10 protein-coding genes and 1 tRNA gene are annotated in these 13,163 nt (G+C 41.6%); 4 read left to right on the forward strand and 7 right to left on the reverse strand.

What is annotated here, in order from left to right:
• Nucleotides 1-16: 16 nt before the first annotated feature.
• The 4 genes from OQE68_RS03220 to uvrB form a co-directional block, all read right to left on the reverse strand.
• On the reverse strand, nucleotides 17-1,033 hold the full coding sequence (locus OQE68_RS03220) for an NAD-dependent epimerase (RefSeq protein ID WP_180567969.1): 1,017 nt from the start codon (nucleotides 1,031-1,033) through the stop codon (nucleotides 17-19).
• A 131-nt stretch (nucleotides 1,034-1,164) separates the two neighbouring features.
• Nucleotides 1,165-2,502 carry a UDP-glucose dehydrogenase family protein gene (locus OQE68_RS03225; protein ID WP_180567970.1) on the reverse strand — a complete coding sequence of 446 codons (1,338 nt, stop codon included), beginning with the start codon at nucleotides 2,500-2,502 and terminating at the stop codon, nucleotides 1,165-1,167.
• A gap of 20 nt (nucleotides 2,503-2,522) precedes the next feature.
• Nucleotides 2,523-3,803, reverse strand: coding sequence for a Vi polysaccharide biosynthesis UDP-N-acetylglucosamine C-6 dehydrogenase TviB (gene tviB / locus OQE68_RS03230; RefSeq protein WP_180567971.1), 1,281 nt, complete (start codon nucleotides 3,801-3,803; stop codon nucleotides 2,523-2,525).
• Nucleotides 3,804-3,920: 117 nt separating this feature from the next.
• Complete coding sequence (gene uvrB / locus OQE68_RS03235) at nucleotides 3,921-5,939, reverse strand: excinuclease ABC subunit UvrB (protein WP_180567972.1); 2,019 nt, start codon at nucleotides 5,937-5,939, stop codon at nucleotides 3,921-3,923.
• 195 nt (nucleotides 5,940-6,134) lie between these two features.
• Here uvrB and OQE68_RS03240 point away from each other — a divergent pair, with 195 nt between their 5' ends.
• Both OQE68_RS03240 and OQE68_RS03245 read left to right on the forward strand, forming a co-directional pair.
• A complete protein-coding gene (locus OQE68_RS03240; protein ID WP_180567973.1) occupies nucleotides 6,135-7,313 on the forward strand; it encodes a pyridoxal phosphate-dependent aminotransferase in 1,179 nt (392 codons plus the stop codon).
• Between the two features lie 161 nt (nucleotides 7,314-7,474).
• Nucleotides 7,475-7,550: transfer RNA gene (locus OQE68_RS03245), tRNA-Asn, on the forward strand.
• A 25-nt stretch (nucleotides 7,551-7,575) separates the two neighbouring features.
• On the opposite strand, the gene OQE68_RS03250 is transcribed toward OQE68_RS03245, so the two are convergent.
• Together OQE68_RS03250 and msrA are read right to left on the reverse strand one after the other, a co-directional pair.
• Nucleotides 7,576-7,845: a ComEA family DNA-binding protein gene (locus OQE68_RS03250; RefSeq protein ID WP_180567974.1), complete on the reverse strand. Its 270-nt coding sequence runs from the start codon at nucleotides 7,843-7,845 to the stop codon at nucleotides 7,576-7,578.
• A gap of 246 nt (nucleotides 7,846-8,091) precedes the next feature.
• Entirely contained in the window at nucleotides 8,092-8,724 is a 633-nt protein-coding gene (msrA, locus tag OQE68_RS03255; protein ID WP_180567975.1) for a peptide-methionine (S)-S-oxide reductase MsrA, read from the reverse strand.
• 56 nt (nucleotides 8,725-8,780) lie between these two features.
• Here msrA and OQE68_RS03260 point away from each other — a divergent pair, with 56 nt between their 5' ends.
• Nucleotides 8,781-9,242 (forward strand): VOC family protein, encoded by a 462-nt coding sequence (locus OQE68_RS03260; RefSeq protein ID WP_180567976.1) that lies wholly within the window; start codon nucleotides 8,781-8,783, stop codon nucleotides 9,240-9,242.
• Nucleotides 9,243-9,453: 211 nt separating this feature from the next.
• On the forward strand, nucleotides 9,454-11,019 hold the full coding sequence (locus OQE68_RS03265; protein WP_180567977.1) for a DUF3369 domain-containing protein: 1,566 nt from the start codon (nucleotides 9,454-9,456) through the stop codon (nucleotides 11,017-11,019).
• A gap of 75 nt (nucleotides 11,020-11,094) precedes the next feature.
• On the opposite strand, the gene OQE68_RS03270 is transcribed toward OQE68_RS03265, so the two are convergent.
• On the reverse strand, nucleotides 11,095-13,086 hold the full coding sequence (locus OQE68_RS03270) for a TonB-dependent receptor plug domain-containing protein (RefSeq protein WP_180567978.1): 1,992 nt from the start codon (nucleotides 13,084-13,086) through the stop codon (nucleotides 11,095-11,097).
• Nucleotides 13,087-13,163 lie beyond the last annotated feature (77 nt).

The raw sequence follows: 13,163 nt of genomic DNA on the forward strand, positions 1-13,163 counted from the left end.
CCATCTTAGGTAACTATCACGCCTGATAGTAATCCCGATACCATTGAACAAACCGGTCAATACCTTCAGCAACTGTTGTGCTTGGTTTGTAGTCTACATCATTAACCAGGTCTTCTACATTGGCATAAGTATCGGGCACATCACCAGGTTGTAATGGTAACAAGTTCATTTCCGCTTTTTTGCCTAGTTTTTCTTCCAGAGTACTAATGTATGTCAGCAGCTCCACTGGCTGGTTGTTACCAATATTGTATACCCGCCATGGGGCTTTGGAAGTACCGGGATCTGGGCTCATGCCAGTCCAGTCAGGATTTGCGGTGGCCGTTTTATCAAGGGTTCTGACTACACCTTCAACAATATCATCAACATAGGTAAAGTCACGGCGATGCTTACCATAGTTAAAGACGTCAATTGGCTTACCAGCCAGAATATTTTTGGTAAATAAAAACAGCGCCATATCGGGCCGCCCCCAAGGGCCATAAACGGTAAAAAAGCGCAGCCCTGTAGTAGGTAAGCCGTATAATGAAGAGTAGGTATGCGCCATCAGCTCATTAGACTTTTTAGTGGCTGCATACAATGACAGTGGGTGATCCACATTGTGATGCACTGAGAATGGCATTTCTTCGTTGGCACCATACACAGAGCTAGAAGAGGCATACACCAAGTGTTTAACTTGCTGATGCCGGCAGCCTTCCAAAATATTCATAAAACCAACGATATTACTATCGATATAAGCATGAGGGTTTTCTATAGAATACCGAACACCAGCTTGAGCAGCTAAGTGAACCACCTTATCAAACTGCTCTTCAGCAAACAGCTTGGCCATTCCTTCTTTATCAGCCAAGTCCATTTTAACAAACTGAAAATTGGAAGCCTGCTCATGGCTGTCAATCAACTTCAACCGATCCAGCTTGAGGTTAACGTCATAATAATCATTAACATTATCCAAGCCTACAACCTGATCACCACGGGATAATAAATAACGAGTCACATGACAACCAATAAACCCAGCTGCTCCTGTTACTAAAATCTTCATATTATTGCTCAACTTGGCTTCCTACTTAATGAGACTGCCGCAAAACGATTGCGCTAATATTTTCCACCAGTTTCACTGATAGTATACAACACTTACTTCTTACAAAAACGGCAAAACAAGGCAGCATTATTTTACCCATTTAATGCAGACTTGCCACGACCAATGGCGTAATAGTGAAACCCCAAACAAGCCATCGCATGAGGATCATAAATATTACGGCCATCAAAAATGACAGGTTGGCGCAACAACTGCCTCATCTGCTCAAAATCTGGGGCACGAAACACCGCCCACTCAGTACAGATAACCAACGCATCTGCTTCAACTAAAGCATCATAAGGGTTATCAACCAAAGTCAGTTTCAGGCTCCCTTCATAGATTAACCTGGCTTGCGCCATGGCTTCTGGGTCAAATGCCTTAACGGTTGCACCCACCTGCCATAATTGCTCCATTAACTGTCGACTGGGGGCTTCACGCATATCATCGGTTTTAGGCTTAAATGCTAACCCCCAAACAGCAATCACTTTGCCACTTAGCTCGCCAGCAAAATACTGGTTGAGCTTATTGAATAGCGCTTGCTTCTGCTTTTGATTAACCTGATCGACTGTTTCTAATAAGGTTAGAGGACTACCAGCTTGTCTTGCTGTTTGCGTAATTGCTTTGACATCCTTTGGAAAACAGGAGCCACCATAACCACAGCCTGGATAAATAAAGTGATAACCAATTCGATGATCAGAACCAATGCCTAGTCGAACTTGCTCAATATCAACACCTAAGCGCTCAGCTAGATTAGCCATATCGTTCATAAAGCTAATTTTGGTCGCCAACATAGCATTGGCTGCATACTTGGTTAGTTCTGCCGCCTTAACCTCCATAAACATCATTCGATTATGGTTACGATTAAATGGCGCATAAATTTCAGACATCACCTGTTTTGTGCTTTCTGATTCAACACCGACAACAATTCGGTCAGGCCGCATAAAATCTGCAACAGCAGCCCCCTCCTTGAGAAATTCAGGATTTGCTACCACTTCAACGTTAACTGTTAAGCCACGTACTTCTAACTGTTGATCAACAACCTGCTTAACTTTTTCAGCCGTGCCTACAGGCACAGTCGATTTAGTAACAATAATTTTACTATCAGTAATATGACTGCCAATTTGCTCAGCCAAACCTAATACATACTGTAAATCCGCAGAACCATCTCCGTTGGGTGGTGTTCCTACTGCAATAAAAATAACATCTGCATAATTAAGAGACTGCAAAAAATCGTCACTGAAAAAGAGTCGCTGACTGACATTGCGCTTTATAATTTGAGCCAGGCCAGGCTCAAAAAAAGGTACCTGACCTTGCAACAATTGTTGAATTTTTTCACGATTAATATCAAAGCAAAAAACTTGATGCCCTACATCAGCTAGGCAGGCCCCTGTTACGAGACCTACATAGCCTGTCCCCATAATGGTTATTTTCATGAGTAGTCGCTTTAAGAAAATTACAGCCTATCATCAACCCATGCTTTAGGGAGCGCACTTTTTACATCAAATAGCACACCATTCGCGGCTTTTAGTGCATTCAGCTGGTCTTCTGTTAGAGAAACAAACTGTTGATGCCCTACGGCTAAAATAATGGCTTGATATTGTTGCTTAGGTAGCTCAGTCAATACTTCAAGCTGATACTCATGATGTGCTTCTGCAGGATCAACCCAAGGATCATGCACATCAACTTGCACTCCCCAACCTTGCAGTTCTGAGATGATATCAATGGCTTTGGTATTACGTAGATCTGGACAGTTTTCTTTAAAGGTCAACCCAAGAATAAGGACTTTGGCTTCCGACAGGTTGAGTTTTCTACCCACCATTAGCTTTAGCACTCGGTTGGCAACAGTGGCACCCATCCGGTCGTTAATCCGCCGGCCTGCCAAAATCACTTCAGGGCGATAGCCAATGGACTTTGCTTTATGGGTAAGGTAGTAAGGGTCTACGCCTATACAGTGGCCACCGACTAATCCTGGTCGAAATGGTAAGAAATTCCACTTGGTTCCTGCTGCTTCTAATACTTCTAATGTATCAATGCCGATCCGCTCAAAAATCAATGCCAACTCATTAATCAAGGCAATATTCAAGTCTCGCTGGGTATTTTCAATTACCTTGGCTGCTTCAGCCACTTTAATACAAGATGCTTTGTGAGTACCTGCAGTGATAATGCTGGCATACAGTTGATCCACCAGCTCAGCGATTTCAGGAGTTGAGCCAGACGTTACCTTTTTAATAGTCGTTAAGCGGTGCTCTTTATCACCTGGGTTAATTCGCTCAGGACTGTAGCCAGCAAAAAAATCCTGGTTATAAGTCAAACCAGAGCCTTGCTCTAATATAGGAATGCAGTGTTCTTCGGTTGCTCCTGGGTAAACTGTCGACTCATAGATAACGATATCACCCTTGCTGATTACTTTAGCAAGCATTTCACTGGCTTTGGTTAAAGGGGTTAAATCAGGCTGCCGATAGTCATCAATTGGCGTAGGAACAGTCACAATATAGATAGAGCAGTCTTTCAGGTCAGCTACACTGGCTGTATAACTGATTTTATCTACCGCTTTTAACTCAGCTGAGTCCACTTCCAAGGTTTTGTCTACACCATCACAAAGCTCAGCAACTCGCGTTTGATTAATATCAAAGCCAACTGTGTTATAGTGCTTGCCAAACTCCACGGCTAATGGCAAACCCACATAACCTAAGCCAATTACTGCGATTTTCTTTTCTTTTAATCGCTGGTCCATGTAGTCGTTTCTCCGCCTAAAATCTAACTCATTTATCAATTTAAAGGTTATAACTGCCGGCAAGTATAATCCTAGTAAGCACTAATGACTACGCAAGCAATTTCGACTAAGCCCCAACTATTGTAAGAGCGCATTTTGCTTTAGTTGATTAATGTGATCACGTACCGACGCTGCTTCCTCAAACTCAAGGTTCTTGGCATGCTCATACATTTTCTCTTCAAGCTTACTGATTTGCGCTAACAAACTCTCTCGGCTAGCGTGCTTCACTTGATACTGTGCTTCCGGCTCTGCAACCTTCCTCTGCTGCTTGCCCTTCTTGCCTTTTTTCCCTGGAATTGTGGCACCTTCAAGAATATCCGCAACAGCTTTGGTCACTCCTTTTGGAGTAATGCCATGCTGTTGATTGTACGCCACCTGTTTTGCTCGACGGCGATCAGTTTCATCAATGGCACGCTGCATAGAGCCGGTAATTTTATCCGCATATAAAATCGCTTTACCGTGAATATTACGGGCAGCGCGGCCAATAGTTTGAATTAGGGAACGATCTGAGCGTAAGAAGCCTTCTTTATCTGCATCCAGAATAGCCACCAAGGCGACTTCGGGCATATCCAGGCCTTCTCTTAGCAGGTTAATGCCCACCAATACATCAAACACCCCCAGGCGCAGGTCGCGTATAATCTCTACACGCTCAACCGTATCAATATCTGAGTGTAAATAACGGACCTTAACCCCATGCTCAAGCAGAAACTCCGTTAGATCTTCTGCCATCCGCTTAGTTAAGGTAGTTACCAACACCCGTTGCTGCTGCTCTACATACACACTGATTTCAGACAATAAGTCATCGATTTGACTAGTCGCAGGCCGAACTTCTATTTCTGGATCAATTAGCCCTGTTGGCCTTACCACCAACTCAACCTGCTGACCTTGGTGCTCCATTTCATACGGGCCTGGTGTTGCTGACACAAAAATAGTTTGCGGGCGTTTCAGCTCCCACTCTTCAAACTTCATCGGACGGTTATCCAAGGCAGAAGGTAAGCGGAAGCCATACTCCACTAGGGTTTCCTTACGAGAGCGGTCACCACGATACATGGCCCCCACTTGCGGCACAGTCACATGAGACTCATCAATCACTAACAAGGCATCATCGGGTAGGTAATCAAATAGGGTTGGTGGGGGTTCGCCTGGAGCCCGACCAGAAAGATAGCGGGAGTAGTTTTCAATACCTGTGCAATAGCCCAACTCCATGATCATTTCTAAATCATAACGAGTGCGTTGTTCTAGGCGCTGAGCTTCAACCAACTTATTATTACTTCGTAACTGCTCCAGACGCTCTTTTAATTCAACTTTTATTTCTTCAACAGCATCCAGCAATTTTTGCCTTGGTGTCACATAGTGAGACTTGGGGAAAATAGTGACTCGGGGAGTCTTTTGAGTGACCGTTCCTGTCAGTGGGTCAAAGTAAGCCAGTTGGTCAATCTCTTCATCAAATAACTCAACTCGAACGGCTTCCTGTTCAGAGTCTGCTGGGAAAATATCAATGACATCACCGCGCACTCGGTAGGTTCCCCTTCGTAACTCAAGATCATTACGAGTATATTGCAGCTCAGCCAATCGCCTTAAAATAGTTCGCTGATCAACCGTATCACCTCGATCAAGGTGCATCACCATTTTCAAATAAGATTCTGGATCACCCAAGCCATAAATTGCCGAAACAGTGGCCACTATGATGGCATCAGACCTTTCAAGTAATGCCTTTGTTGCCGAAAGGCGCATCTGATCAATGTGGTCATTGATTGAAGCATCTTTTTCAATGTAGGTATCAGAGGTGGGTACATAAGCTTCTGGCTGGTAGTAGTCGTAATAAGAAACAAAGTACTCAACAGAGTTATTTGGGAAAAAACTTTTGAATTCGCCATACAATTGAGCCGCTAGCGTCTTATTATGTGCCATCACTAATGTAGGCCGTTGTAACTGCTCAATCACTTTGGCTACTGAGTAAGTTTTACCTGACCCAGTAACGCCTAATAAAGTCTGTGATGCCAGGCCAGCATTCACACCTTGTATCACAGCCTTAATCGCTGCGCCTTGATCACCTGCTGGCTGAAACGTTGAAACAACTTGAAATTGCTTTGTCATGGTTCCTGAAGCCTGCTTCATCTAGTATGATGGATGAGCAAAAGATCTAAAAAGTCAGTTAATACCTACCCAATATATTAGGGCTATTTTTAACTGGTAATTACCCCAAACGTAATAACTATTTACGAATGGGTATACAGGCTAGCCTGAGCAAATCAAATAGTAAACACATAAACCGATTTAAGAGGAATCAAGGTGGACGTGCAGCTCTCCCTTCGTGTCAGTGCCATCAAACCTTCCCCCACATTAGCCGTCACCAGCCGTGCAGCCGCACTGCGTGCTGAAGGTAAAGATATTATTGGTCTAGGTGCTGGTGAGCCTGATTTTGACACACCCAAACATATTAAAGATGCAGCCATTGCTGCCATCAATGCAGGCCAAACAAAATATACTGCTGTAGATGGTACAACCGAACTAAAACAAGCCATCATTAATAAACTGGCTAATGATAATCAGCTCACCTATCAGCCGAACCAGATCCTGGTTTCCTCTGGTGGAAAGCAAAGCTTTTTCAACTTGGCTTTAGCCCTGTTAAACCCAGGTGATGAGGTCATTATCCCCGCTCCTTACTGGGTTTCTTATCCTGATATGGTGAAGATTGCAGAGGCTGAACCTATCATCATCCCTACCCTGGAGGAGAACCGGTTTAAGCTGACTGCTGAGCAACTATCTGCCGCTATTACAGATAAGACCCGGCTGGTTGTTTTGAATAGCCCATCAAACCCTACAGGTGTCGCCTATACTAAAGCTGACTTAGCCGCATTAGCTGAAGTACTTCAGGCCCATCCCAATATACTGGTTGCCACTGATGACATGTATGAAAAGATACTGTGGAGTGATGAGCCATTCAGCAATATTTTAAATGCAGCACCTGATTTATATCCTCGCACCATTGTACTTAATGGTGTTTCAAAGGCTTACTCCATGACTGGCTGGCGAATTGGTTACGCAGCAGGGCCTGCAACCCTCATTGCTGCCATGAAAAAAATCCAGTCCCAAAGCACCTCCAACGCTTGCTCCATCTCACAGGCTGCTGCAACGGCTGCATTAAGCAACTCCCAAGAGTGCGTAAAAGAAATGGTTAAAGCCTTTAAAGTACGTCATGATCTAGTCGTTGAAAGGCTCAACCAATTGCCTGGTGTTTCTTGCATTGAAGCTGATGGCGCATTTTATGCTTTCGCTAACTTCTCAGAAGCTATGAATAATAAGGGCATGAACTCTGATGTCGATTTTGCTGAGTATTTACTCGAACAAGCAGGGGTTGCTTTAGTACCAGGCTCCGCTTTTGGTGCACCTGGCTATATGCGGTTATCTTATGCAACAAGTGAAGTCATACTTAATGAAGCATTAGACCGTATACATCAAGCGTTGTAAGAAGCAAAAAAAGAAAGCTCGCCATTTGGTGAGCTTTGAATATCTTAGGGTAGTACAAGGTTTAATCAAGTGTAACACTTTGTTGGAAAACCGAATTTTAACCACCAACAAAGTGTTGACCTTCCCCTCACAAATTATTAGTATACCACCCCGTTAGTGCTTCCCCGATAGCTCAGTTGGTAGAGCAAATGACTGTTAATCATTGGGTCACTGGTTCGAGTCCAGTTCGGGGAGCCAATTTTAATTATTCAGTTAAAGCTAATTATTTAACTACTATTTTTCCCTCATTTTTGTTCAAAGTTCCCTCTCCAATTCCTTTAACTTCAAGCAATTGTTCAATACTAGTAAAATCGCCATGCTCATCACGGTAAGCAATAATGGCTTTTGCCTTAGCTTCACCAACACCTGTCAAAACCTCTGCAATAGTGACTGCATCGGCCGTATTAATATTCACTTCATTGGCACTTGCCCAAGAGAAGCTAGCCATTAAAACTGAAATAGCGAGAGTTAAAGACTTGAGTAAGTTTTTCATAAAAACTCCTTTTAGATATTGAACAATTATCAAACAAGGCACAAAAGATACCAATCAAAATTTGATTTTTTAACCACCCACTTTTTAAAAAAAGAACCAAGCCTCATATATTTTTTCGCACTAGAAATAGCCAACTTTTACGAGAGAAACCTTCAATTTTTTATTAATTAATTGAACAAAAATAAAACGATAAAAGCACAAAAAAATAACCTCAGGCAGTGGTGATTCAAATAATATTAACAGGCCCTAAATGCCACAACTCACACCTGTGCCTTTCAACCCACAATAACCATCAGGATTTTTAGCTAAGTATTGCTGATGATATTCCTCTGCATAGTAAAAATGTTTCAGCTCAGTAATTTCAGTGGTAATTTCAGCATATCCATCCTGGGTCAAAGCATCCTGATAATGCGTTTTCGATTGCACCACGCACTGTTGCTGCTCAGAAGAGGTTACATAAATAGCAGAACGGTATTGAGTTCCCCGATCATTGCCTTGCCTCATTCCTTGGGTAGGGTTATGGGACTCCCAAAATATCTGTAACAGCTGCTGATAGCTAATTCGATCAGGATCGAAGACCACCAGTACCACTTCTGCATGCCCTGTCATTCCAGAACAAACTTCTTGGTAAGTAGGATTAGGAGTAAAACCACCTGCATACCCCACAGCCGTGGTATAAACACCCGCTTGCTGCCAAAATAAGCGCTCAGCTCCCCAGAAACACCCCAACCCAAACACCGCTTGCTGATACCCCGTAGGAAATGGCGGTATCAATGGATTACCCAAAACAAAGTGTTGATTGGTAATCTTCATCAATTCATCACAACCTGGTAATGCTTGTTCTGCCGATATCATTGTAGACTTATCATGCTTTAGCATTTTACAGTTCCTTACAAAGTTAATCTCAATTTCACCATCATCAAGGAGAGATATTTATGGCTACCCCATCCTACATCGCAGACGGTATGCCACAACTGATGCCCTATATTACAGTTAAAGACATTGAAGCTTCACTGAAGTTTTATCAAACATCTTTTGGTTTTATCCCAGCAGAAAACCCTCTTGCGGATGGTAATACGCTAGTTCATGCAGAAATGTCCTTTCATGACGCCCGGATCATGCTGGGTAGACAAGGGGCTATGCAAAATAATAGCGTGACACCCAAGCACAGTCAGATTCAGCATGGTATTGGCCTTTATGTATACTGTCCCGATATCCAAGCCCACTATGAACAAGCAAAAGCAGCAGGTACTGAGATTATTATGGAGCCTACACTCATGTTCTGGGGTGATGAAATGTATTCTGCCGTTGACATTGATGGCTATCACTGGTCATTTGGGGAAAATAAAGAAGCCTTTGACCCCAAAAAAGTACCTCCTGGGTATAACGTAAAATAAATCAACCATATTCTACCCTGCCAATTATCCAGCAACTTATTAAGCCTAGCATTGCCGGGCTTAATAGAATCAAATCTGATAAATATATTTTTATTTAATATAAAGTGATGATCTTTTTGCTTAACTCTGACAAAAGATAGGCGTCTGTTATACTACAAATAATATGGTTGACTGGCCAAATATCAGCTCATTACAGCGGTAATGCTACATCATGCCTAATTTTATCTTTGCGAACAAATCTTCCTCTAATGAGCCTACTAAAAAAGCTGATACGAACTCAGCAACTGAAGATAAATGGAAGGTAATGGTGGTTGACGATGATCTTGAAGTACACACAATCACTAAAATGGTCTTAAGTAACTTTACATTCGAAGGCTCTAAAATCGAGTTTGTCAGTGCCTACTCAGGACAAGAAGCATGCCAGCTCCTTGAAAAGGAATCTAATATAGCGCTGATTTTATTAGATGTCGTAATGGAAAGCGACCATGCTGGTCTTGAGGTAGTTAAGTATATTCGAGAAAATTTGAAAAACCCTTTTGTGAGAATAGTACTCCGCACAGGACAACCAGGCCAAGCCCCAGAAAATGAAGTCATTGTTAATTATGATATTGATGATTACAAAGAAAAAACTGAGCTGACTTCCCAGAAGCTATTTACTTTAATGCGCTCCAACCTGCGCTCCTATCGGAATATCATATCCATTGAAAAAAACAAGCAAGGGCTCAAAGAGGTCATTCAATCTCTGGACAATATTTATCAGTTTCGATCTCTCAATCAACTACTAACAGGTGTGGCAACCCAACTTTGTGGATTACTTCATTTAACTGATAATACATTAATTATTAACAATAATCATCTTGCTACAGCCAATTTATCAGGCTCAACCGATATAAAAGTGCTTTGTGGTACAGGCTGCCACGAAACGTCAACTGGAAGCAATATTACTCAATTAGATGAAAACATCCAAACGTGCATCAAAACAGCTTTAGAAAAACAACAGAGTATCTGCACGGAAAACGGCTATGCTTACTATACTTCACGGCATAACAATGAATTAGTCATGTACTTTTCAGGCATTAATAAAATAGATACTTTAGGTGCTATAGAAAAACATTTAATCGATATTTTTCTACATAATGTTACTACATGCTTAGAAAACTTAAAGCTGAGTGAAGAAAGCGATCAAATCCAACGTAAAATCATCAACACACTAGGCTCTGCTGTAGAAAACCGCTCCAAAGAGACGGGCGCTCATATCCAACGGGTAGCAGAATACTCAAAATTACTTGCTATAAAATTAGGGTTAAGTGCAACAGAAGCTGAAATTGTTGAAATGGCCTCCCCCCTACATGATATAGGTAAAGTTGCCATCCCCGATGCCATTCTGCATAAACCCGAAAAGTTGACTGATACCGAATGGGAGGTAATGAAAACTCATGCAGAGGCTGGCTACAATATCCTTAAAGGAGACGAATCGAAAGTATTTTATGCAGCTAGTGTTATCGCTCAACAACATCACGAAAAATGGGATGGCTCGGGTTATCCAAATCAATTATCAGGTGAAGAAATTCATATCTATGGTCGCATTACAGCACTAGCTGACGTATTTGACGCATTAAGTAGCAAGCGCTGTTACAAAAGCCCATGGGAAATAGATGAGGTACTTGCGTACATAACAAAAGAACGAGCCAAACACTTTGACCCGACTTTGGTTGACATTCTAATGAATAACATAGATGAGTTTATCTCAATCAAAGAGCGCTACCAAGATAAATAAAGTTGTTGTTATAAACGTTTCTAGTGATAGATAGTCCACTAAAAAATCCTAAAAATGATTCACACAGGGTATACATTAAAAGTCGAATTTAAATCCTAGAGTAAAATTTATTTTGTTATCGTTACGCTGATTAGCACTTATACCCCCAGGTGAAAAATTAACTGCAATTAATTCATCAGACAACAAATTGTTAACTGTTGCAAAGAGCGTCAGCCCATTTTTTTTATATTGATAGTTAATAGCCAAATCAGCAGAGCTATCAGCAATCTGTCTCTGGCTAATATAACGTAAACTCGCCCCAAACAAGTGACTTTGAAGCCGATAGTGCCCGCCAATATTAACAGTTAGCTCAGGTACTAACGCAGCAAAAGCATCATTATTTATGCCTGTTCGGTTACCTTCGTGATTATAAGCTAAGTTTGCATGTAAACGGGAGCTCTTCAGCTGTATCTGATAGTCAAGCTCTACCCCCTTACGGGAAAAAGGGTCTCTATTGGTAAACAACAAAAAAGGTGGTGGCGCTGGAAAGCGGGTAATGAAGTCTTCCCCTTCATAATAATATACATTAGCAACAAATAATTTTTCCGGTGTAACGTATGAATAAACCAAATCCAACATTTTAATCGTTTCGGGCTTTAAAGAACTACCACTGGCCGTTATATTTGTTTCAAAATTCGGTGAGGTAAAACCGACGGAATAAAGTAACTTTAACGATTGTTGTTTATCAATAGAGTACACTAGTGATGTTCTTGGTGTTATTTTAAACCCTGACGCCTCATTATCTGTTGCCCTTGCTCCCACTAAAACACGCCAGTTATCCCGATGAAAATCCAACTGACCATAAACAGTATCTTCACGTACATCATCTGCTGAAAATAAAAGCGATTCTGCACCTCCTGAATTTTTTGGTATATTTCTAAAATCATCCACTTTTCGCAATTCAGTCTCTATACCAGCTAAATAGTCAACTATTTCATTGACTGAACCTTCTGCTAAAAGTCCAGTACGAAAGCGAAAATTATCTTGCCAACTGTCATCAAAGCGGGAGATCATATCTGGTGATAAGAAAGCGGGGGCATATTGATTATAATCAGCAAACACCGATAAAGAATGTTCTTGCCAACCCCATTGATAATCACCATGCAATAACAATCCTTCGGTTTTCACATCAGGCACTTTTGAGTCGATCAACTCCCCAGGTATCGGAGGCGGCAAGCCAGGTGTTGGAAACGGAGGAACTTTAACAGTGGCTCCTTCAGTAAAATCATTAAAATATGATAAAAACACTTGCCCATACTCATGCTTAAACTGAATAAAAATAGATTCAAATAATTCTTTTTGTTGATACTTAGCTGGAGCAACCACCTGATTTAACTGTCTGACTTCTGCATCATAGCCATCATCTTCATGCTGTTTTTCATAAGCAATAACAACCCCACTTCCACTCTCTTTACCATCACTTGAGTAGCGATAATACCCTGTTGAATTTACTGTAGGGTTTGAGCCATAATCGACTTGAATAGACCCTCCCGGGGTTTCTTTAGTAATCACATTTATCACCCCCGCAATAGCATTAGATCCGTAAATAACAGCGCCAGGCCCTCGTATAATTTCTACTTTATCAATAGCAGCCCAAGGAATACCCAGAACAGGAATATTACTGTGAGAAGGAGACCAATACGGGACCCCATTGAGCAATACTAATATTTTTGCTCCAAAATCTGAAGCAGCTCCCCTGACCATTATTTGCGGTGTTCCAGATACATTTCGATCCACAACAAATCCAGGCACAAAACTGATCACATCTTTTAATGAGCGCAAGCCTAATTTACTCAAATCTTCTGCTGTGTAACTAGATACAACTGCAGGGGTATTAGCGATATTCTCCTGTTTTATTGAAGCAACAGATATGTCTATATTTAAAAGCTCTTCTAGTGGCAGTTCATACAAACTATCTTGATCATCATCGTTAGCCCCATTTTTAGCATATAATTCAGCTGCTAATAGCAACAGTATTCCACCAATAAAGAAACTGCCCCTCCAGTCAATTTTTTTACTACTTATCATAAAGATGCTGTTACCTATTGAGACATGACATACTTATAACGCCATTACCCATTTTTAATATAACCTGTCATCCCTTT

Origin of the sequence: Spartinivicinus marinus (assembly GCF_026309355.1) — a bacterium.
Taxonomy (GTDB): domain Bacteria; phylum Pseudomonadota; class Gammaproteobacteria; order Pseudomonadales; family Zooshikellaceae; genus Spartinivicinus; species Spartinivicinus marinus.